Here is a 21,058-nt window from a genome sequence, read left to right as displayed (position 1 = left end):
ATTGAGGTCCGGCGACGCTTATCTTAATGTAGGCGCTCCTCGAAAAGGATGAATTATGGAGTCATCTGCATACATAACGCTAAAGGATGTGGTGTTTTCCCGCTCCGGTCGGCGCATTTTTGACGGCATTACCCTGGACATTCCAGTGGGTAAGATCACCGCTATTATGGGGCCAAGTGGCACCGGCAAGACGACGCTGCTGCGGGTGATCGGCGGACAGCTGAAGCCGGATTCCGGTCAGGTCATCATGGCAGGCCATGACGTTCCGAAGCTTAAACGGAAGGCGCTTTATCGTCTGCGGGAAAAGATGGGCATGCTGTTCCAGAGTGGCGCACTGTTCACGGACATCAGCGTGTTCGAGAACGTGGCGTTCCCGCTGCGCGTCCACACCTCCCTGCCGGAAGACATGATCCGCGACATCGTGTTGATGAAGCTGGAAGCGGTGGGGCTGCGCGGCGCCCGGGATCTGATGCCCTCCGAACTCTCTGGCGGTATGACTCGCCGAGTTGCACTGGCCCGAAGCATCGCGCTGGACCCTGAGCTGATCATGTACGACGAACCCTTTGCCGGACAAGACCCTATCGCGATGGGTGTACTGGTTAAGTTGATCAGAGATCTCAACAGTTCGATGGGGTTAACCAGCGTGCTGGTGTCTCATGATGTGCCGGAATCCCTAAGCATCTGCCATTACGCTTGCATCATTGCCGATGGCAAGGTGATTGGCACGGGTACACCGGAAGAATTGCGTAACCATCCCTCGGAGCTTGTCCAGCAGTTTCTAAGCGGCAAGCCAGACGGCCCGGTGCCTTTTCATTACCCGGCTAGCAAACCTGTTGATGACTTTGGCATTAAAGGAGTATCGCTATGATGGATTATGTAGCGGGCTTCGGTCGAAGAAGCATGGAAGTCGTGGGCTCGTTGGGGCGCGCCACCCAGTTTTTGGTGGGTGTTCTCGTTGGTGTGCCAAAGCCGGCGACGGGCTTTCCGCTTCTCATTAAACAGCTTTACTCAGTGGGTGTTTTGTCGCTGGCGATTGTTGTGGTGTCGGGCCTGTTTATTGGCATGGTGTTGGCGCTTCAGGGCTACACTATCCTCAGTGATTATGGCTCAGAGGCCGCAATCGGTCAGATGATTGCGCTAACCTTGGTGCGAGAGTTAGGCCCCGTGGTCACCGCGCTGTTGTTCGCCGGTCGGGCAGGCTCTGCACTGACCGCAGAAATCGGTTTGATGAAGGCGACCGAGCAACTTTCCAGTATGGAAATGATGGGCGTTGATCCCCTGCGGCGCGTGGTAGCGCCCCGCCTGTGGGCCGGGTTTATTGCGATGCCGATATTGGCGATGATCTTCTCGGTAGTCGGCATCTGGGGTGGCATGCTGGTGGGTGTTGACTGGCTGGGTGTGTTCGAGGGTTCTTTCTGGGGCAACATGCAGTCATCGGTCGATTTTCTGGACGACGTGCTCAACGGTGTCATTAAGAGTGTGGTGTTCGGGTTTGTCTGCGCCTGGATTGCCGTTTATCAAGGGTACGACTGTGTGCCTACGTCAGCAGGTATCAGTTCTGCGACGACCAAAACAGTTGTGTATTCATCACTGGCGGTGCTCGGCCTCGATTTCGTGCTGACCGCTGTTATGTTTGGCGATTTCTAATAAGGATTTCAGGGCCCTGTTATGGTGCAAAGAACAACGGAAATAGTGGTAGGTTTTTTCATGATCGCCGGATTGGCAGCGCTGCTGTTTTTGGCGCTGCAGGTGAGCGGTCTGTCACCTAAGTCGGCCTCGTCGACTTACACTCTCTACGCTAACTTTAACGATGTGGGTGGGCTGACTCCGCGCGGTAAAGTTTCGATGGCGGGTGTGACGGTGGGTTCTATTGAATCCATCAATCTGGATAAAAACACGTTTCAGGCCAAAGTAACCATGGCTATTCGCTCGGATGTGGATACCATTCCGGCAGACAGTGCAGCGGTTATTCGCACGTCCGGCCTCTTGGGTGAGCAGTACATCGATATTTCAATTGGTGGGGACATGGAATCTTTGAACGAGGGTGACACGTTTTATTCCACCCAGTCTGCGATGAATCTGGAACGATTGATCAGCAATTTTGCCTCTGGCCGCTGATGCCGAACAGGACAGGAGATTAAAATGTTAATGTTCAAGCGAAAGCTGTTTGTTGTATTTGCTTTGTTGATGCTGGTTGTCGGTCAGGCGTCGGCGGGTGTCGAGGAAGATCTGGAGCAATACGTCAGCGAAAACACCCAGATGTTGGTGCAGAAACTGAACTCTGAGAAAGGTCTGTTTGAAAGAGATCCCGAAGCTTTTTACCAGAGCATGGATGATGCCCTGTCGGATTTCGTGGATTTTCGCCGGATAGCCGCCCGGGTGATGGGGCGCTATGCCCGCCAGACCACTCGTGCACAGCGCGATGAGTTTGTGGCCAAGTTCAAACGCAGCTTGTTTGATAGCTATGCCAAGGCTTTGGTGACGGCCGATGAGTTCCGGATTGAAGTGCGTGAAGCGGAGATTCTGCCGCAGAATGAAGGCCGGGCATCGGTGCAGTTGGTGGTGATTACTGCCTCGGGCAATCGTTACCCTGTGACTTACTCCATGTATAAAAACGACGATGGTCGTTGGTTGATGGAAAACGTGATCGTTGAGGGCGTTAATATCGGTTTGGCCTTCCGCGACCGTTTTGCTCAGGAAATGGAAGAAAATCGCGGGCAGGTGCAGGTTGTCATTGATGGCTGGACCGACTCGGTAAAGTCGTTGAACCTGGAAGAAGATGTTAACGCCTCATGAGCAACTCCCGTCCGGTTGTTAACCTGGAAGGCTCCGTGTTGAGCGTTGTCGGCAAGGTCGATGCAAACAGTGTTCTTGAGCTCCGCAAACAGGGTGAGAAACTTGTGAGCGGTGCTCAGGGTTCATTAACCGTTGACCTTACCCGGTTGCAAACCGCTCACTCCGCGGTGCTTTCCATGTTGATGTGTTGGCAGCGAATGGCGCAATCCAAACAGTTGGCGCTCTCTTTTGAGGGTGCCAGCGAGCGTTTACAGTCGCTGGCCGCATTAAGTAATTTAGACGCCCATCTGCCGGGATTTTCCGCGCATAGCTGACCGCTGCCCGGGAATTGGTTACAATTCCGCTCCTGATTTAAATAAAGCTGAGGATTTTTTATGGACGCCGCCCAGGTTACCGAACTTGTGAAAGAAGCTCTGCCTGATTGTGAGGTTCAGGTGCAAGTCGATGGCAACCACTACATGGTCGTTGCAGTGGGTGACGTATTCGAAGGCCTGCCTACCATTAAAAGACAGCAGATGATCAACAAGGTACTGTTCCAGCACATCATGGACGGCACCATTCACGCTCTTCACCCGAAAGCCTTCACTCCGAGCGAGTGGGCTGCGCGTCAGGCCAACGGCTAAACAGAACAGGATTACTATTGTGGATAAACTTCTGATCCGAGGCCGAAAGCCTCTGGATGGCGAGATTCGGATTTCCGGCGCCAAAAACGCGGCTCTGCCGATTCTGGCATCAACGCTGCTGGCTTCTGAACCGGTTACCGTTGGCAATCTGCCGCATCTGAATGACGTCACCACCATGATCGAGTTGCTGGGCCGAATGGGTGTCGAGCTGCTGATTGATGAAAAAATGAGTGTTGAAGTACACGCCAACACCATCGAGCACTACCACGCGCCTTACGAGCTGGTAAAAACCATGCGCGCCTCGATCTTGGTGCTGGGGCCGTTGGTCGCACACTTCGGTGAGGCACAGGTGTCTTTGCCGGGTGGTTGTGCCATTGGTACGCGGCCGGTCAACCTGCATATTCACGGCCTCGAGATGATGGGTGCGGATATCAAGGTTGAAAATGGTTACATCCACGCCAAAACCAATGGTCGCCTGAAGGGCGCACACATCTTTATGGATACCGTCACGGTTACCGGTACGGAAAACCTGTTGATGGCGGCTACCCTGGCTGAGGGTAAAACCATTCTGGAAAACGCGGCCCGTGAGCCCGAAGTGGTGGATTTGGCAGAATGCCTGATCGCCATGGGCGCAGACATCAAAGGCCACGGCACGGCAACGATTGAAATTAACGGTGTTGAGCGTTTGCACGGTTGTCACCACAACGTTCAGCCAGACCGTATTGAAACCGGTACTTATCTGGTTGCTGCTGCGGCCACTGGCGGCCGGGTGAAGCTGAAGGACACTCGCGCTGACATTCTGGAAGCGGTGCTGCTGAAGCTGGAAGAAGCGGGTGCTCACATCACTACGGGTGAGGATTGGATCGAGCTGGACATGAAGGGCAAGCGCCCGAAGGCCGTGAGCATTCGTACCGCGCCTTATCCAGCGTTTCCTACCGACATGCAGGCCCAGTTCGCGGCTATGAATGCCGTAGCGGAAGGCACCGGCACCATCGTGGAAACGGTGTTCGAAAACCGTTTCATGCACCTGCAGGAATTGATCCGTATGGGTGCTGATATCACACTGGAAGGTAACGCAGCCATCATCAAAGGTGTGGATCATTTGACTGGCGCGCCGGTTATGGCCACAGACCTTCGTGCTTCGGCCAGTTTGGTGATTGCCGGCTTGGTCGCGGAAGGCGATACCATCGTAGACCGTATCTATCACATTGACCGCGGTTACGAATGTATTGAAGAGAAGTTGCAGCTGTTGGGCGGAAGTATTCGCCGTTTGCCAGCGTAATCAAATACCAACGGGAACCCGGAAAGATCCATGACAGATTCCATCACCATCGCCTTGTCGAAGGGACGAATTCTCGAAGAGACCCTGCCGCTGCTGGCGGAAGCCGGCATTGAGCTGGTAGACGACGTGAAAAAGTCCCGCAAGCTGGTGTTCCCCACCACGGATCCGAATGTGCGCGTGCTGATCCTGCGCGCAACAGATGTGCCTACGTATGTTCAATATGGTGGCGCAGATATTGGCGTGACCGGCAAGGATGTGCTGATGGAGCACGGTGGGGAAGGGTTGTACGAGCCGCTGGATTTGAATATTTCCCGTTGTCGTTTGATGACGGCGGGTAAAAAGGGCGAGCAGCCTCCGGCCGGGCGTATTCGGGTGGCGACGAAGTTTGTGAATATTGCTCGCCGTTATTATGCGGCGCAGGGTCGGCAGGCGGATATCATCAAGCTGTATGGTGCGATGGAGTTGGCGCCGATTCTGAATCTGGCCGATGAGATTGTGGATATCGTGGATACCGGTAATACGCTGAAGGCGAATGGCCTTGAGGCGCGGGAGTTGATTGACGATATCAGTACGCGGTTGGTGGTGAATCGGGCGTCTATGAAGATGCAGCATGGGAAGATTAATCCGATCATCGAGATGATGGCGGCTGCTGTGGAGCGTCGTCGCGGTTCTTCGGAGTAAAGTTTTTTACTTTGGATGGGCAGCCATTGGGGCGGCCCTTCCAAAAACCGCTACGAGCACATCCATGTGCGCTTCTCTCCGGCCATCCATGGCCTACGACATTTTTGGAAGGGCCACCCCAATGGCTGCTTCCGGCTTTTGAGTAGGGAAGCCTCTCTACTTAATAATTTCAATCCAAAGCAGGATTTGAGTTATGACCGATAAGATCACCAGACTTAACACCACCCAAGGCGACTTTGAAAGTGCGCTGGCCAAGCTGTTGGCGTGGGATGACAGTGTGGATCATCAGGTGAACGAATCGGTGCGTCATATCCTGCATGAGGTGAAGACCCGTGGCGATGCGGCGGTTCTGGAGTTTACGGAGAAGTTTGACCGTCTGAAGGTTGGCTCTATGGCCGAGCTGGAGATGGGGCAGGATCGTTTGCAGGCGGCGCTAGCGGCGATTCCGCAAGATCAGCGTGAGGCGCTTGAGAAGGCGGCGGAGCGGGTTCGGGATTATCACGAGCGGCAGAATCAGCAGTCCTGGCAGTATCAGGATGAAGACGGAACGGTTCTGGGGCAAAAGGTAACGCCACTGGATCGCGCTGGTTTGTACGTGCCGGGTGGAAAGGCAGCATACCCGTCGTCTGTGTTGATGAACGCGATTCCAGCCAAGGTGGCGGGTGTCGGTGAGTTGATTATGGTGGTGCCTACTCCGGATGGGGTGGTGAACGATATGGTACTGGCGGCAGCCGCTATTGCCGGAGTTGACCGTGTGTTTGCCCTGGGCGGAGCGCAGGCAGTCGGTGCTTTGGCTTACGGCACGGAAACGGTGCCTGCGGTGGATAAGATTGTTGGCCCGGGTAATATTTTTGTGGCGACCGCCAAGCGGGAAGTGTTCGGTGTTGTTGGCATCGACATGATCGCCGGTCCGTCCGAGATTCTGGTTATCTGCGACGGCAAAACCGATCCGGACTGGATCGCCATGGACTTGTTCTCACAAGCTGAGCACGACGAGCAGGCCCAAAGCATTCTGGTCAGCCCGGATGCCGATTTCCTCGATGCAGTGGAAGCGAGCATCAACAAGCTTCTGCCCACCATGGAGCGTGAAGACATTATCCGCACATCCATGACAGGCCGAGGTGCACTAATCCACGTGGCTGATCTGAAAGAAGCAGCGGAAGTATCTAACCGCATCGCTCCCGAACACTTGGAGTTGTCAGTAGAAGATCCTCAAACCATGCTGGAAGACATCCGGCACGCCGGCGCGATCTTTATGGGCCGTTATACAGCAGAAGCGCTCGGCGACTATTGTGCCGGCCCGAACCACGTCTTGCCGACAAGCGGTACTGCGCGTTTCAGTTCGCCTCTGGGTGTTTACGACTTCCAGAAACGTTCGTCGCTAATCGGTTTTACTCCGGAAGGCGCGGACCGTATGGGGCGTGTGGCTTCGGTTCTTGCCCGTGGCGAAGGTTTGACTGCCCATGCTCGCTCTGCCGAGTACCGTATCAAAGACTGATTGATTGTTTCGGCAGCAAATGCCTGTCGCGGCCCATCTTAATAGTTGTGAGTTGGGTTGGTTGTACTGAAAGTCTGAAGAGTGGGGCGGGTAGTGCTTTCCAAAAATGTGCGTAGCCATGGATGGCGGAGCAGAAGCGTCACATGGACGTGCCGAAGGAGCGGTTTTTGGAAAGCACTACCCGCTCCGCGAAAACTCCCAAATCAAAACAACCAAACCGACTCCCGCACCAATCTGGAGTGCAGAAATCATGAGTAAATACTGGAGCTCACTGGTCAGCGAGTTACAGCCGTATGTGCCAGGCGAACAGCCCAAGATGGCTAACTTGATTAAACTGAATACTAATGAAAATCCCTTCGGGCCATCCCCGAAGGTGATTTCAGCCATTAAGTCGGAGCTCAACGACAACCTTCGACTGTACCCAGACCCCGAAGGCCACGCTCTGAAAGAGGCTATCGCCTCTTATTACATCGATTTTGGTATAGAAGAGAACCAAGTATTCGTTGGCAACGGTTCTGACGAAGTGCTGGCCCACATCTTCCAAGGCCTGCTGAAACAGGATAAACCAATCCTGTTCCCGGACATCACCTACAGCTTCTATCCCGTGTACTGCGGTCTGTATAAAGTTGAAAGCAATATCATCCCGTTGACTGAAAGCTTTGAAATCAACCCGGACGACTACAAACGGGACAACGGCGGCGTTATCTTCCCGAACCCGAACGCCCCCACCGGACGCTACATGGGCTTGCAGCATGTGCAGGCCATTGTAGAAGCGAATCTGGATAGTGTTGTGGTAGTGGACGAAGCCTACATCGATTTCGGTGGTGAAACTGCGATTCGCTTGGTTAACCAATACCCGAACCTGGTGGTGTGCCAAACGTTGTCAAAAGCGCGTTCGCTGGCGGGTTTGCGAGTCGGATTCGCCGTCGCCAATGCAGAGCTCATTGAAGGATTGAACCGAGTCAAAGACAGCTTCAACTCCTACCCGCTGGATCGCTTGGCGCTGGCTGGTGCCGTGGCCGCATTCGAAGATCGCCAGTGGTTCGAAGACTCCTGCAACGGCGTTATTAGAGAGCGTGAAAAAGTCACCAAAGGCCTCGAAAAACTTGGTTTCGAAGTGCTGCCTTCAAAAGCCAACTTCGTGTTTGCCCGTCACCCTGAACACAAAGGTGCCGATGTTGCTGCGGAGCTCAGAGAGCAGGGCATTATTGTCCGCCACTTCAATAAACCGAGAATCAGTGAATTCCTGCGAATCACGATTGGCACCAGTGACCAAAACAACGCGTTGATCAAAGCTTTGGATTTTCTCTAAACGCGCGAGAAATATGATCGCCAAACCAGCGCGCACCCAAGTTTAAAGGTTGGGGCTGGGCGGGCTTTCCAAAAATGTGCGTAGCCAGGGATGGCGGAGCAGAAGCGTCACATGGGTTCAGCAGAGCGTTTATGAAGCAAAAGCTTCATGCGAAAGCTGAACGACCGCAATCTGTGATTGCGGGCCGGACCCCACAGGGGTGCCGAAGGAGCGGTTTTTGGAAAGCCCGCCCAGTCCCATCCCGGCACCCCAAGTCAAAGCGCCGATCCAATCTCAAAAGTCTGAAGGAAGGGGTAGACTCCATGGCAACTCGCAACCAGATACTGACGAAAATAAACGAATGGCTTCAGCCCGAAAACTTCCAAGACTACGCCCCAAACGGCCTGCAAGTTGAAGGCAAAGAAGAAGTTCAGACCATTATCTCCGGTGTAACCGCCTCCCAAGCGCTGATCGACGCCGCAGTAAAACAAAACGCCGACATGATCCTCGTGCACCACGGTTACTTCTGGAAAGGCGAAGACCAAACCATCCGCGGAATGAAAAAACGCCGCATCAAACAGCTACTGGAAAACGACATCAACCTCGTTGCCTACCACCTGCCATTGGACGACCACCCCGACTACGGCAACAACCGCCAATTGGCCAAAGTACTAGGCATCCAAAACCCACGCCCCGTAGGCGGCTTAGTTTGGCAAGGCGAACTGGCCGAGCCCATGACCCCGGAAACCTTAGGTCGTCACATTGAAACTGCGCTTAACCGACAGCCACTCCACGTAGGCGAGGGCGCAGACCTGATTAAAACCGTCGCCTGGTGCACCGGCGGAGCTCAAGGGTTCATCACCAAAGCGCTCGAACTCGGCGTTGACGCCTACATCAGCGGCGAAATCTCCGAACCAACCACCCACACCGCTCGAGAATCCGGCATCCACTACTACGCCGCCGGCCACCACGCCACTGAGCGTTATGGTGCGAAAGCTTTGGGGGAAGCGCTAGCGAAAGAGTTCGGAGTAAAGCACCAGTTCATCGACTGTGATAACCCGGTATAATTGAACGGAATTACTGCAGAAATGGGGTAGGAGCGGGACACTCACAAGTTTGCAAGATCAGGGTGGGGCGGCTTTCCAAAAATGTGCGCAGCCATGGATGGCGAAGCAGAAGCGCCACATGGGTTCAGTCGAGCGGTTATGAAGCATAGCTTCATGCGAAAAGCTGAACGACCGCAATCTATGATTGCGGGCCGGACCCCGCAGGGGGGCCGAAGGAGCGGTTTTTGGAAAGCCGCCCCATCCTGATCTAACTGAAAGCTCTGATCAGCCTACACCGTTTTGAAAGAATCAAGCAGGCCGCTTCTCACCCTTAGGCAAACCGAAATCTTCAGAAAGCGTACCTTTCTCCTTAGGATCAGCCTTCGGTGCATAATCTCGAGGTGGCTCAGACGAATCAGAATCCGAGTGCTCAATACGCCCAGACACATCCTGCCCCAGCGACTCCGGCCACTCCTCATCATTACACAAACGATTCGCCCCACGCGCCATATGATCATTCACATCGCGATAGGCACTATTAAACCGCTCCAACAACTGCGCAGATTCCAGAAAATGCTCATTCACCTGAGCCTGATAGCGCGTAAATTCACCCCGAAGCTCATCAATCTTCTGCTCAGCCCTCCGCTGACGCAAAGAAGCACCCTGCCCAGAGCGCCCAAAAAGAACCCCAATGATAATGCCTACTACCAGCGCGACTACAGCCGCAATAATCAGGTTCGTCATATAACAATCGTCCTAGTCAGTACATGCGAGAGAGCGAAAACCTATAAAAAGAGTATACCCCTCCGAAGCACCAGCGCACATGCCGAAACACTGCGCCAATCGTCGTATTGCTCCACAGCCTAAGTAACATGGCCAAAAAGCACGAAATAAGCGACAATACCGCGCCCAGAAATCCACCCAGATGGCAGGAAAACCCTGATGACAGAAGCCGTGTCCACTGAAACTGTTGCGAACCTGACTCCTTGGCAACGTTACCAAAAGGATCTAGAGCGCCCGGATTTTCACAAGGACCCGGCGCAGGAAGATGCCGTTCGTCGCTTACAAGCACTGTACGACAAACTCGTAGAAGCTGAAAGTGAGCGTAGCAAAGGACTCAAAAAATTACGCCGCAAGCTGAAAAAAGGCAAAGAAACGCCGGTAAAAGGCCTGTACTTCTGGGGTGGGGTAGGGCGCGGAAAAACCTACCTGATGGACACCTTCTTCGAAGCTCTGCCCTTCGAGCGCAAAATGCGTGTGCACTTCCACCGCTTCATGCAGCGCGTTCACGCTGAGTTAAGAAAGCTCAAAGGCGAGAAAAACCCGCTAGAAAAAGTAGCCAAAACCTTCGCCGGCGAAACCCGGGTTATCTGCTTCGACGAATTCTTCGTATCAGACATCGGCGATGCCATGATCTTGGCAACCCTGATGGAAGAATTGTTCAGCCGGGGCGTGACCCTGGTTTGCACATCGAACATCGTACCCGACGGGCTCTATAAAGATGGCCTGCAACGAGCTCGCTTCCTGCCCGCCATCGCGCTCGTCAAGCAACACACCGACGTCGTTAACGTAGACGGTGGTGTCGATTACCGGTTGCGCACACTCGAACAGGCCGAGTTGTACTACTATCCGCTGGACGAAGGCGCGGATGCCTGCTTGCGTGAAAGCTTCGACGCGCTGGCCGTTGAAGCAGGCAAGCACAGTAAATCGATGGAAATAAACGGCAGAAAAATCCCGGCCCAAGCCCACGCCGACGACGTCGTCTGGTTTGATTTCCTGGACGTATGCGACGGCCCGCGCAGCCAAAACGATTACATCGAAATGGCCCGCCAGTTCCATGCCATCATCGTCTCCAACGTGCCGGTCATGGGCGTAGAAAAAGACGACCAGGCTCGCCGCTTCATCAACATGATCGACGAATTTTACGATCGCAACGTAAAACTCATCATCTCCGCCGAAGCACCCATCACCGAACTCTACTCCGGTGGCAGCCTGAGCTTCGAGTTTGAACGTACCGAATCCCGCTTGCTGGAAATGCAATCCCAGGAATATCTGGAAGCACCGCACAAGCCTTAAACAAAACTAGAAAGAACGAAACCAGAGAGGTCACAACATGAGCCAAGACAACGTCGTTATCGTCAGCGGTGTACGTACACCCATGGGCGGATTCATGGGCAGCCTAGCCCCGATCACCGCCCCGGAACTGGGCGCCATCTCCATCGCCGAAGCCGTCAAGCGTGCAGGCCTTCAGCCTGCTGACGTGCAAGAAGTCATCATGGGCAACGTACTGCCCGCCGGCCTGAAGCAAGGCCCGGCCCGCCAAGCAATGCGTAAGGCAGGATTGCCAGATAGCACAGGCGCAACCACCATCAACAAACTGTGCGGCTCCGGCATGAAAGCCACCATGTTCGCCCACGACCTGATCAAAGCAGGCACCAACGACATCATGGTTGCCGGCGGCATGGAAAGCATGTCCAACGCCCCGCACATCCTGCAAGGTGCCCGCCAAGGCTACCGTATGGGCCCAGGGCCTGCCCCGCAAGACCACATGTTCCTGGACGGCCTTGAAGACGCCGAAACCGGCCGCCTGATGGGCTCCTTCGCGCAGGAAGTGGCTGACAAAAAAGGTTACACCCGTGAAGAAATGGACGAATACGCCATCCGCTCATTGAACCGCGCCAAAAAAGCCATCGAAGACGGTGTCCTGAAAGACGAAATCATCCCGGTGACCGTCAAAACCCGTAAAGGCGAAGTGATTGTCGAAGACGACGAACAGCCCCACAACGCCAACATCGAAAAAATCCCAAGTCTGCGCCCCGCGTTTGCCAAAGACGGCACCGTCACCGCCGCCAACGCCTCGTCAATCTCAGACGGTGCTTCTGCACTGGTCCTGATGCGCGAATCCGAAGCCGAAAAACGCGGCCTCAAACCACTGGCCCGCATCGTCGGCCACACCACCCAGTCCCAGTTACCGGCAGAGTTCACTTGCGCACCCGTAGGTGCGATCGAAAAGCTCTTCGCCAAAACCGGCTGGACCAAAGACGACGTTGACCTGTTTGAAATCAACGAAGCCTTCGCCATGGTCGCCATGATGCCCATCAAAGAACTGGGCCTGGACCCTGAAAAAGTAAACGTCCACGGCGGCGCCTGCGCCCAAGGCCATCCTGTCGGCTCCACAGGTTCACGCCTGCTGGTCACCTTGATGTACGCCCTGCAGCGTTACGGTAAAAAGAAAGGCGTAGCGGCCCTGTGCATCGGCGGCGGCGAAGCCACGGCTATGGCTATTGAAATGATCTAACGGGATTTCTCTCGTTTTATCTGCCCGGACGTAAAGTACATAGTCTGGGCGAACAACGCGGGGCTTCTTTCTGGAAATTTCGTAGGCCATGGATGGCCGGAGACAAGCGCACAGGGACGTGCTTGTAGCGGTTTCCAGAAAGAAGCCCCGCGTTGTTTGCTTACTGCGTGCCAAAGTCTCTCGAGAGAGTTAGTTGTTCCTCGAATCCCCCTCCAAAACCCTCTAAAGCTTTAGCCTAAAACCGCCCGTCCCAAAGTGGTTGCATCCCGGAATCTTGTCTATAGTGATGAGGTGCGAGAAAGACGGCTAACGAAGAGTGATAGCAAAATCATACTTTTGACTGATCAAAGCCGCGAGAAGCCTTAGCTATAGTGCTAGCATCACGGCAATGTCTACACGGCCGACGAACACCAACCAACAGAATAATCGAGCAGCGACTCAGAACAACAACGGAGTAGCCTTCCAATGACAAGAAAAAATCAACCCTGGCAGCGCTGGACCAAGTTACCACTTGCCGTCGCCATCGCCGCCGGCGTATCCAGCCCGGCCTTTGCTATTTCGTACCCCCTAGGGGATGCCGGGCAAGTCCAGTTTAATACCACGCTATCAGCCGGGGCCACATGGCGTACTGAAGATGCCGACAAGCGCTTGCTCGCGCCACATGATGGCCGTGGCACAGCATCTACAAACAACTACGACGACGGCAACCGAAACTTTGACAAAGGCGACATGGTGTCCAACGTCGTCAAAGGCAACAGTGAACTGTTCCTGGATTACAGCGTAGATTCCGACTATCTCACTCGCGTAGGTGCCTTGGTACGTGGTCGTTATTGGTACGACTTTGAACTCAAAGACGGCGACCGTCGCTATGTTGAACTGAACGATAAAGCCAAAGACAACGCCTCGGGTGGCGAAATCCTTGATGCTTATGTGTTTACCGATTGGTACCTGGGCAACGTGCCCGTCAGTGCCCGATACGGCAAGCAAGTCCTGAGCTGGGGTGAGAGCACCTACATTCAAGGTGGCATCAACACCATCAACCCGGTAGATATTCCGGCTTTCCGTGCACCCGGTTCACAATTGAAAGATGCGTTGCTTCCGGTAGAAATGTTCTATATGTCAGCCGGTGTAACCGAAAACGTCACAATTGAAGGTTTCGTACAGACCGATTGGGAAAAGATTCGGACTGATGATTGCGGCACCTTCTTTTCAACCGTTGATTTCGTAGCGGATGGCTGTGGACCTGTGTTTGTGACAGGGGCACTCTCTGAGGCGGCTAACCAGTCAAGTGGACTTGTGATCGCGCGTGAAGGCGATAGAGAGCCAGATGCTAAAGACCAGTTTGGTGTGGCTGTGCGCTGGTACGTTCCCCAATTGAATGATTCCGAACTGGGTTTCTATTACATCAAGTACCATAGCCGACTGCCGTATATCAGTGGTCGGACCAATGATCCTTCAAATGGTAAGCCGTTCCCGAATTATTTCATTGAATACCCTGAGGCTATCGATCTGTACGGCATCAGTATCAACACAACGACACCGGGAGGCTGGTCACTGGGTGCGGAGTACAGCTACCGGGACAAAATGCCGATCCAGTGGAACGCCTTCGAATTGATTTATGGTGGATTGCAGGCTCCGTATAGCCTTCTTTATGCTCGGGATAAAGACAAAATCGCGGCAGAAAATAATGGCAATACTGACGGGGTGGCTGTATCCGGTAATGACCGCTACGGCGTATCTCAGGCTCAGATGACGTTGATTAAGTTCTTCGACCAAGTTATGGGGGCCAGCCGCATGTCCTTGGTAACTGAGATTGGAGCAACCTACATCCACGATCTGCCGGGTAAAGACGAGGCCCGTTACGGTCGGTCAGGAACCTTCGGATTGGGCGCGACTCCGGGTAGTACCGCTTGTGAGGATAACAACCTCAACCCCGAAAACTGCACAAACGACGGCTTCGTAACTTCATTCTCCTGGGGCTACCGTGCAAACCTGGCTTGGGAATACCCGAATGCGATTGCGGGTATCAATCTGACGCCCTCCGTTTTCTGGGCGCATGATGTGAAGGGGTATGCCCCTCAGCCGGGTGGCGCCTTCAACGAAGGTAGCAAGTCCATTGGTTTGTCTTTGACGGGCGTTTACCAGAACACCATCACTGGCAGCATCGATTACACCAACTATTTTGGTGGCAAACCCTATAACGAGAAGACTGACCGTGATTTCGTGAGTGCTAGTGTTTCTTACTCATTCTAAATCGGACAGAATTTGTTCAAAGAGGTAATTTAAATGAAACTGAACAAGAAACTCTTAGCTACAGGTGTTCTGGCCGCAAGCATGTTTGCTGGCCAGGCCTGGGGTGCAGTTTCTGCCGGCGAAGCGGCCAAGTTGGGTGATACATTGACCCCGATCGGTGCTGAGAAAGCCGGCAACGGCGGCGCCATCCCGGCCTGGACTGGCGGCATGACAACGCCGCCCGCAGGCTATAAGGGCGACGGAATCTACGTTAACCCGTTCCCGGATGAAAAGCCTGAATTCGTGATTGATCAGAGTAACGTTGATCAGTACGCCGACAAGTTGTCGCCGGGCCAGGTTGCGATGATTCGTCAATACGCTGATTACAAGATTCCGGTGTATCAAACCCACCGGACGGCGACTTATCCGAAAGACGTTATGGATAAAACCGTCGAAAACGCCACCACGGTAGAGCTTATTCAGAACGGTAACGGGCTTGGCAACTATGAAAGCGCTACGCCGTTTCCCGTTCCGCAGAATGGTCTAGAGGTTATCTGGAACCACATCACCCGTTATCGTGGTGGTTCGGTCGCACGTAATGTAGGGCAGGCAACGCCTACCGCGAATGGTGCTTACTCCATCGTGCGATTCCAGGACGAGATTACCTGGAACAGCGCATTGACGGATTATAAGAAGGGGCAAGACGACAACGTTCTGTTCTACTTCAAGCAGGCCATTACCGGGCCGGCACGTTTGGCGGGTAACGTACTCCTCGTCCACGAAACCATCGACCAGGTAAAAGAGCCGCGTCGTGCCTGGGTTTACAACGCGGGTCAGCGTCGTGTTCGTCGTGCGCCTCAGGTAGCCTACGACGGCCCGGGTACAGCGGCGGATGGCATGCGTACCAGTGACAACTTCGATATGTTCAACGGCGCTCCAGACCGTTACAACTGGGAGTTGCTGGGCAAGAAAGAGATGTACATTCCGTATAACTCCTACAAATTGGTTGATCGTGATCTGAACTATGATGACATCATCAAAGCCGGGCACATTAATCAGGATCTGACGCGCTATGAATTGCACCGGGTATGGCACGTTCGCGCTACTTTGAAAGAAGGTGAGCGTCACGTTTACGCTCAGCGTGACTTCTACATCGACGAGGATTCATGGCAGGCCGGGGTAATTGATCATTACGATGGCCGTGGAGAGCTGTGGCGTGTAGCCGAAGCGCACACCATGCAGTTCTACGATAAGGATGTGCCCTGGTACGCCGTCGAAGTGTTGTACGATTTGCTTTCTGGCCGCTATTTGGTGTTGGGGCTGACCAACGAAGAGAACAATCCTTACACCTTCGGTGCTGAGCGTCATTCGCGTGATTACACGCCGGCTGCTCTGCGAAGAGCTGGCACGCGTTAATTCCGCAATTAATGTGGTTGAAAAGGCGAGCCTCTGGCTCGCCTTTTTTGTGGATGTAAATATTTGCCGAAAATGTGATTCAAATCACGCGCCTATATTGCAATGTCGGAAAGGGTCATTTTTTGCTAATGGCCTGTTATTTGGTTTACCCTCTACCCTTAATCTCATACTAAAGGCGACCCCTATGTCGGGCGCCAGCGCTTAAATACCTAAGCGAATCATAGTTGTACCAGGCTGTTTGCAACCTTGCCTGGTTTTGAATGGGGCAGAGCGTGAAACCTTTAAGCGACGGCTGTGCAGCTAACGACGAATTTCAAATTGCCAATGCCGGTGTTCAGCATGGTGAATTGGTTCGTGATCTTCTTGAACATCGCCTACAACTTCCATCGATACCCGCTGACCGATTGCGTCGGCCGGAACTGGAGCAAGCCCTGCGGGAAGCGTTGAACCCGGGGCACGTGCTAAGCATTGAAGCCCCAGGTGGGTACGGCAAAACCCATGCGTTGGTCAGCGCTCTTTCTGCTTCCGCCGAAGGAACTGAGCTGGCGACCGTACGTTGGATCTCCTTGAGCACCGGTGACAACGCACCCTCGCGATTTCTATCCGTGTTAACTACGGCGTTAAAGCTCCCCGATATGGGGAAGGGAACCAGCGAAGCCTTTGAGGATCATCTCGCATTGATGTTGGTGTCTAAGGCGCGCCAATCGCCCACGCAACCGGAAGTGTTGGTTCTGGACAATCTCCAGCATGTCACCAATCCGGCCGTAATCGGACTGCTTCATTATCTGGTAACCCACATACCGGGAAATCTGGCGATTGCGCTGGTATCTCGCTTGCCGCTTCCGTTTGCCAGCCACACCTTACAACTCAATGGAAATTACCGTCGAATCGGGTCGGACCGCCTTGAACTAACGCGCTCCGAAACCTTTGAATTCTTCCAGAAGGCCAATGCCGAGAGCCAGATTACCAGCGTTTCTATTGACCATCTCTATAATATGACGGAAGGCTGGCTAACGCCGTTGGCGTTATATCGTCGGGAGCTGGAAACTTCCCAAGATCGCCGACCTATTCAGGAAAGCCCCTACGTGGAACGCTTTCTAAAAGATTCCGTATGCCAGCCGCTGACAACAACGCAAATCAAATCTCTGAAAATCGTCGCAGAACTCGATAGTTGCTGTGATGAGCTGTTTTACGCAATCGGCGGTCATGATAGCGACAATACATTAGCCCCGTCACAGGCGGTTGAGCTCGGCCTGCCCATTAAACTGATCCCGGGTCGGGGGCGGTGGTTCCGCTTCAATCCTTTGTTACAAGCCTTTTTGCAAAGCCATCCGGTGGCCGGGCGCTCAGCGCGTATGCTTCGGGCCAGCCAATGGTTTGGTCAACGAGAGCAGTTCCCGGAGGCGTTGAAGTGTGCAGTATTGGCCGGTGACAACGACGAAGTCGTGCGTATTGCATCAGAAGGCACGGAAGCGCTGCTGTTGGGCCAAGACACGGCGTCACTGCTCATGCTTCGGAAAAACCTGCCGGAATATTTACTCGAACGCAGTGCCAGATTGAGGATTGTTTACGGCTGGGTGCACGCCATCGGAGGCCAGTTTCGCCAGGCGCGCCAGTTGCTGGAAGGGTTTGCGCCGGAAGGCTGGAAAGATCACGAATCACGAATCTTCGCTCTGAAAGCATTTATCCTGAGAGGCGAAGGGTTTGTGCAGCCAGCCCTCGCAATGGCGGATAAAGCACTCAGTACCGGTGGTCTGTCTGCTCAGGCGCAACTGGTCACGTATATCTTACGTTCCAACGCTTTATGCGCCGCCGGGCGCTTTCAGGAAGCCCGGGAAGCAAACCGTCAAGCGTCGAAGCTCGCTAGAGAAGCGGGAGATTCCGGGTCGGAAGCACTTGCGGTTTATTCGCACGCTCGAATCGAGTTGAGCAAGGGCGCGTTAGGGCACGCAGAAAACTTGCTGCGCACCGGCTTGGATACATCGTTACAGGAATTGAGCCGACCCGCCCGAATTGGCGAGACTCGCTTAGAGTTAAGCTTGGTGCTGGTGCTGTGGCATCAAGGCCGATTGAAAGAGGCAGATCGCTTGCTGGTGCGTTGCACGCGTCACGCGGAGCAAACACGGGATTTGGGGCTGTTGCTTGCCATGGCGCTACGGGTGTTTATGTGTCGCAGCCAAGGCATGCTAGACGAAGCGTTTGTCTGGATTGGTCGGGCGGAGCGCACCATGCACGCCTGGCAGGTGGATGAGTCGCTATACGTTCCTGTCCTTGAAGCGCTCAAAGCCAGTTGCTGGCTGGCATGCGGCCAAATCGACAGCGCCAAACAGGCGATTGCTAAGCTGGAGCCCTATCGCCAGGACGGCTGTGTGCCTGAGTTGTTCCCTACCATGCCGGGGCTGATGGATTGCCTGCAGGTGCGGGAGGCGATTGCGTCCGGTGACCTTGTGCGGGCCAGAGAAAATCTCGAAAGCATTCACCAGCGATATGGCGACGCGCTTCCGTGGGGGTTGCAGCTTCACGTTGGCTTGCTGAATTCCGTGCTTCTGCTGTCTGAAAGAGGCGTTCAGGCGGCAAGGAAACAGCTGGAAGTGGTGGTCGTGCAAGCTTCTACAGAGCATTTCATCAGCCCATTCCTGGAGTTATTCAAAGAACTGACACCGGTAATGGATAAAGTGTTTTCGCTTTTGCCCGAAAATGAGTTTACCAAGGCGCTTGGTGAGCTGTTCGGGTGTGAGGCTGGGGCCTTGGTAGGGCAGTTGGCTGAACCGATTAGCGAGCGGGAGCACGGCGTGCTGGAATTGATTGCCAAAGGCTTGTCGAATCAGGCAATTGCCGACAAGCTGCATATTTCGTTGCATACCGTGAAAACGCACGCCCGCCGAATCAATGCCAAGCTGGATGTGAAGTCCAGAACCCAGGCCATTGTGCGAGCCAGAGAGCTGGGGCTGCTTTAAGCCCCAACTCTCTGTTGTTTGTGTATCAGCCTTCCTTCTTCAGCTGATCAATCAGGGCATCTTTCTCGGCCCAAATACCGCTGACCCAGCGCTGAAACTCTACCCGTTTTTCCCGGTCGCCTTCATAGTCCATGCCCAGGAACTGCGCCGGGACTTCGCGGGTGCGAATGTCTACGATGATCTTCTTCACCCGGCCGCACATATAGTCCCAGATCCCGGGTGTGCCGCCGGGATAGACAATTGTTACGTCCAGCATGGTGTGAATCATCTCGCCCATCGCCCCGAACACAAAGGCGGTGCCTCCGGCTTTGGGTTTCAGCAGATTATTGTAGGGCGAATTCTGGCGCTGGTGTTTCTCTGGCGTAAACCGGGTGCCTTCCATGAAGTTGAAAATTGTCACCGGCGTATAGCGGAACTTCTCGCACGCAGCTTTGGTGGCTTCAATGTCTTTGCCCTTCAGCTCAGGACGTTTGGCGAGTTGTGCTTTGGTATGGCGGTGCATGAACGGGAAATCCAGCGCCCACCAGGCAATGCCCAGCAGCGGGACCCAGATCAGTTCTTTTTTGAGGAAGAACTTCAGCAAGGGAATTTTACTGTTCAGTACGTATTGAATGGCGGTAATGTCGGCCCAGCTTTGGTGGTTGCAGGTTACGAAATACCAGTGGTCTTTGCTCAGCGTTTGGGCGCCACGGACATCCCACTCCACTCTGTGGAAAATCCGCATCAAGGTGTTGTTAAAACCAATCCAATACCACGCGATGCCGTTGATCACGATGGTGCAGCCCTTACGAATCAACATAACCGGCAAAATCAGTTTAATAATGGCAAACAGCAGCAAAAACGGCAGGAAAATAACCGTATTCAGAACGATGAGCAGCAGTACCAGAACCCCTTTGAGAGGGGCGGGCAGGAAATTAAGCATATCGCAACGTCTCTGTTGATTCAGTTTAAGGGGTTAGTGTTCAGGCGCGTTAACATCACTGGATCCGGGCAAAAGAGCTTCGGCGTTGGATGCAGTGGCCAGCTTTAGCAGGTGTTCCGGAGATCGGTCTGCAATTAGGGCCTGGAATTGTTTGTCGTAGAATTCCAGGTTGTTATAGCGGATCATCGCCCGGATTTCTTTAACGTAGTCCTCGCCGCGCTCCGAATAGCCGAGCAAACCGCTGGCCATAGCAACACCTGATAGCGGATTGCCGTTTCGACGTGCTTTTTGCCGTACATCCCGAACCCGTTGGTAAGTCGGGTGACGGTTCAGGTTGGTGATATAAGCACGAATAGAGCCATAGGGTGACGCGAACTTGGCGACCTCGTGGCTGGCTCCGGGAACTCGGCTGAGCGGCACCAACCCGCAGCCTTTCGAAAAGCACCACTGGCCGAACAGATTGTTGCCCTGGGTGGCAAAGCGTGAGGTGCCCCATGCGGATTCGTTCGCAGCTTGGGCAAGAATGAGTGAGGGGGGGATCACCCCGATACGTTTCTCTAAAAGAGCAAACTGGGCCTTGCTGCCATTTGCCTCGTCAATACGAAGCCGCGCCGCGTGTTCGGCCAGCCACTTCAATTCCGTATCGGAAAGCTTGGTATTGCTGCGCAGAGATTCAAGATACTGGCGCTCAATCAGAATACGACTGTTGGCCAATACAATGCGCGGATACAAAAAGGAAAAGAACGCTGCTTTTCGCTCGGTGGTGTCGCGAATGGTGGAGAAATCCGGAAGGGGGGTAGCGGCCCAAGAAGGCAGTTTGGGCAACGAACTGAGGGCAACGTCGGCCTCATCCTCTAGCTGACTCCCAAAGGGCGTGTAAAGCGCGCCAGCGCCGGCAAATAAAATCAGCGGAACGCAGAGTAACAATGCGCGAGAAACAGCCGTCATAAATCCCTCTCTAAAATCGATATGGAGGGAATTATAACAGGTTATAAGCCTTTTTCCGGCTTCAGGGA

At 54.0% G+C, this 21,058-nt stretch carries 19 protein-coding genes; 16 read left to right on the top strand and 3 right to left on the bottom strand.

What is annotated here, in order from left to right:
- Positions 1 to 55: 55 nt before the first annotated feature.
- From DOQ08_RS06495 to DOQ08_RS06445, 11 genes are all read left to right on the top strand, one after another.
- Positions 56 to 868, top strand: coding sequence for an ABC transporter ATP-binding protein (locus tag DOQ08_RS06495; protein ID WP_114334101.1), 813 nt, complete (start codon positions 56 to 58; stop codon positions 866 to 868).
- Positions 865 to 1,647: a lipid asymmetry maintenance ABC transporter permease subunit MlaE gene (gene mlaE, locus DOQ08_RS06490; protein WP_114334100.1), complete on the top strand. Its 783-nt coding sequence runs from the start codon at positions 865 to 867 to the stop codon at positions 1,645 to 1,647. Before DOQ08_RS06495 ends, mlaE begins: the two co-directional genes overlap by 4 nt.
- A gap of 21 nt (positions 1,648 to 1,668) precedes the next feature.
- On the top strand, positions 1,669 to 2,118 hold the full coding sequence (mlaD, locus tag DOQ08_RS06485) for an outer membrane lipid asymmetry maintenance protein MlaD (protein WP_114334099.1): 450 nt from the start codon (positions 1,669 to 1,671) through the stop codon (positions 2,116 to 2,118).
- A 24-nt stretch (positions 2,119 to 2,142) separates the two neighbouring features.
- Complete coding sequence (locus DOQ08_RS06480) at positions 2,143 to 2,796, top strand: MlaC/ttg2D family ABC transporter substrate-binding protein (RefSeq protein WP_114334098.1); 654 nt, start codon at positions 2,143 to 2,145, stop codon at positions 2,794 to 2,796.
- The gene (locus DOQ08_RS06475) at positions 2,793 to 3,110 is read left to right on the top strand and encodes an STAS domain-containing protein (RefSeq protein ID WP_114334097.1); all 318 of its coding nucleotides are present in this window, start codon (positions 2,793 to 2,795) and stop codon (positions 3,108 to 3,110) included. The genes DOQ08_RS06480 and DOQ08_RS06475 overlap by 4 nt, the downstream gene beginning before the upstream one ends.
- Before the next feature lie 60 nt (positions 3,111 to 3,170).
- Complete coding sequence (locus DOQ08_RS06470; protein ID WP_114334096.1) at positions 3,171 to 3,419, top strand: BolA family protein; 249 nt, start codon at positions 3,171 to 3,173, stop codon at positions 3,417 to 3,419.
- A 19-nt stretch (positions 3,420 to 3,438) separates the two neighbouring features.
- Positions 3,439 to 4,701 carry a UDP-N-acetylglucosamine 1-carboxyvinyltransferase gene (gene murA / locus DOQ08_RS06465; RefSeq protein WP_114334095.1) on the top strand — a complete coding sequence of 421 codons (1,263 nt, stop codon included), beginning with the start codon at positions 3,439 to 3,441 and terminating at the stop codon, positions 4,699 to 4,701.
- A 30-nt stretch (positions 4,702 to 4,731) separates the two neighbouring features.
- Entirely contained in the window at positions 4,732 to 5,382 is a 651-nt protein-coding gene (gene hisG, locus DOQ08_RS06460; RefSeq protein WP_114334094.1) for an ATP phosphoribosyltransferase, read from the top strand.
- A gap of 193 nt (positions 5,383 to 5,575) precedes the next feature.
- Positions 5,576 to 6,880, top strand: a complete 1,305-nt coding sequence (gene hisD, locus DOQ08_RS06455) for a histidinol dehydrogenase (RefSeq protein ID WP_114334093.1) — start codon at positions 5,576 to 5,578, stop codon at positions 6,878 to 6,880.
- Between the two features lie 250 nt (positions 6,881 to 7,130).
- A complete protein-coding gene (gene hisC / locus DOQ08_RS06450; RefSeq protein ID WP_114334707.1) occupies positions 7,131 to 8,192 on the top strand; it encodes a histidinol-phosphate transaminase in 1,062 nt (353 codons plus the stop codon).
- Positions 8,193 to 8,494: 302 nt separating this feature from the next.
- Positions 8,495 to 9,238: a Nif3-like dinuclear metal center hexameric protein gene (locus DOQ08_RS06445; protein ID WP_114334092.1), complete on the top strand. Its 744-nt coding sequence runs from the start codon at positions 8,495 to 8,497 to the stop codon at positions 9,236 to 9,238.
- Positions 9,239 to 9,526: 288 nt separating this feature from the next.
- Here the strand turns inward: DOQ08_RS06445 and DOQ08_RS06440 are convergent, their stop codons facing one another.
- The gene (locus DOQ08_RS06440) at positions 9,527 to 9,961 is read right to left on the bottom strand and encodes a YhcB family protein (RefSeq protein ID WP_114334091.1); all 435 of its coding nucleotides are present in this window, start codon (positions 9,959 to 9,961) and stop codon (positions 9,527 to 9,529) included.
- A 234-nt stretch (positions 9,962 to 10,195) separates the two neighbouring features.
- Between DOQ08_RS06440 and zapE the strand changes: the two genes are divergently transcribed.
- The 5 genes from zapE to DOQ08_RS06415 all read left to right on the top strand — a co-directional run bounded on the left by zapE (position 10,196) and on the right by DOQ08_RS06415 (position 19,120).
- Positions 10,196 to 11,293, top strand: coding sequence for a cell division protein ZapE (gene zapE, locus DOQ08_RS06435; RefSeq protein ID WP_206074836.1), 1,098 nt, complete (start codon positions 10,196 to 10,198; stop codon positions 11,291 to 11,293).
- Between the two features lie 37 nt (positions 11,294 to 11,330).
- The gene (locus tag DOQ08_RS06430) at positions 11,331 to 12,515 is read left to right on the top strand and encodes a thiolase family protein (RefSeq protein ID WP_114334089.1); all 1,185 of its coding nucleotides are present in this window, start codon (positions 11,331 to 11,333) and stop codon (positions 12,513 to 12,515) included.
- A 465-nt stretch (positions 12,516 to 12,980) separates the two neighbouring features.
- Positions 12,981 to 14,768, top strand: a complete 1,788-nt coding sequence (locus tag DOQ08_RS06425; RefSeq protein ID WP_114334088.1) for a DUF1302 domain-containing protein — start codon at positions 12,981 to 12,983, stop codon at positions 14,766 to 14,768.
- A 33-nt stretch (positions 14,769 to 14,801) separates the two neighbouring features.
- Positions 14,802 to 16,163 (top strand): DUF1329 domain-containing protein, encoded by a 1,362-nt coding sequence (locus DOQ08_RS06420; protein WP_114334087.1) that lies wholly within the window; start codon positions 14,802 to 14,804, stop codon positions 16,161 to 16,163.
- 272 nt (positions 16,164 to 16,435) lie between these two features.
- Positions 16,436 to 19,120: a LuxR C-terminal-related transcriptional regulator gene (locus tag DOQ08_RS06415; protein ID WP_227537534.1), complete on the top strand. Its 2,685-nt coding sequence runs from the start codon at positions 16,436 to 16,438 to the stop codon at positions 19,118 to 19,120.
- Positions 19,121 to 19,145: 25 nt separating this feature from the next.
- Here the strand turns inward: DOQ08_RS06415 and DOQ08_RS06410 are convergent, their stop codons facing one another.
- Positions 19,146 to 20,042, bottom strand: a complete 897-nt coding sequence (locus tag DOQ08_RS06410; RefSeq protein ID WP_114334085.1) for an acyltransferase — start codon at positions 20,040 to 20,042, stop codon at positions 19,146 to 19,148.
- Positions 20,043 to 20,075: 33 nt separating this feature from the next.
- Positions 20,076 to 20,990, bottom strand: a complete 915-nt coding sequence (locus tag DOQ08_RS06405; RefSeq protein WP_114334084.1) for a glucosaminidase domain-containing protein — start codon at positions 20,988 to 20,990, stop codon at positions 20,076 to 20,078.
- Positions 20,991 to 21,058 lie beyond the last annotated feature (68 nt).

It is taken from the genome of Marinobacter litoralis (assembly GCF_003336705.1).
Taxonomy (GTDB): domain Bacteria; phylum Pseudomonadota; class Gammaproteobacteria; order Pseudomonadales; family Oleiphilaceae; genus Marinobacter; species Marinobacter litoralis.
The sequence above is the reverse complement of the archived record's forward strand: the minus strand, read 5'-3'. Positions and strand labels throughout refer to the sequence as shown.

What these genes read in the sequence shown, in the direction of transcription:
- DOQ08_RS06495 (WP_114334101.1), top strand. Translation starts at nt 56, where the DNA reads ATGGAGTCATCTGCATACATAACGCTAAAGGATGTGGTGTTTTCCCGC.
- mlaE (WP_114334100.1), top strand. Translation starts at nt 865, where the DNA reads ATGATGGATTATGTAGCGGGCTTCGGTCGAAGAAGCATGGAAGTCGTG.
- mlaD (WP_114334099.1), top strand. Translation starts at nt 1,669, where the DNA reads ATGGTGCAAAGAACAACGGAAATAGTGGTAGGTTTTTTCATGATCGCC.
- DOQ08_RS06480 (WP_114334098.1), top strand. Translation starts at nt 2,143, where the DNA reads ATGTTAATGTTCAAGCGAAAGCTGTTTGTTGTATTTGCTTTGTTGATG.
- DOQ08_RS06475 (WP_114334097.1), top strand. Translation starts at nt 2,793, where the DNA reads ATGAGCAACTCCCGTCCGGTTGTTAACCTGGAAGGCTCCGTGTTGAGC.
- DOQ08_RS06470 (WP_114334096.1), top strand. Translation starts at nt 3,171, where the DNA reads ATGGACGCCGCCCAGGTTACCGAACTTGTGAAAGAAGCTCTGCCTGAT.
- hisG (WP_114334094.1), top strand. Translation starts at nt 4,732, where the DNA reads ATGACAGATTCCATCACCATCGCCTTGTCGAAGGGACGAATTCTCGAA.
- hisD (WP_114334093.1), top strand. Translation starts at nt 5,576, where the DNA reads ATGACCGATAAGATCACCAGACTTAACACCACCCAAGGCGACTTTGAA.
- hisC (WP_114334707.1), top strand. Translation starts at nt 7,131, where the DNA reads ATGAGTAAATACTGGAGCTCACTGGTCAGCGAGTTACAGCCGTATGTG.
- DOQ08_RS06445 (WP_114334092.1), top strand. Translation starts at nt 8,495, where the DNA reads ATGGCAACTCGCAACCAGATACTGACGAAAATAAACGAATGGCTTCAG.
- DOQ08_RS06440 (WP_114334091.1), bottom strand. Translation starts at nt 9,961, where the DNA reads ATGACGAACCTGATTATTGCGGCTGTAGTCGCGCTGGTAGTAGGCATT.
- DOQ08_RS06430 (WP_114334089.1), top strand. Translation starts at nt 11,331, where the DNA reads ATGAGCCAAGACAACGTCGTTATCGTCAGCGGTGTACGTACACCCATG.
- DOQ08_RS06425 (WP_114334088.1), top strand. Translation starts at nt 12,981, where the DNA reads ATGACAAGAAAAAATCAACCCTGGCAGCGCTGGACCAAGTTACCACTT.
- DOQ08_RS06420 (WP_114334087.1), top strand. Translation starts at nt 14,802, where the DNA reads ATGAAACTGAACAAGAAACTCTTAGCTACAGGTGTTCTGGCCGCAAGC.
- DOQ08_RS06410 (WP_114334085.1), bottom strand. Translation starts at nt 20,042, where the DNA reads ATGCTTAATTTCCTGCCCGCCCCTCTCAAAGGGGTTCTGGTACTGCTG.
- DOQ08_RS06405 (WP_114334084.1), bottom strand. Translation starts at nt 20,990, where the DNA reads ATGACGGCTGTTTCTCGCGCATTGTTACTCTGCGTTCCGCTGATTTTA.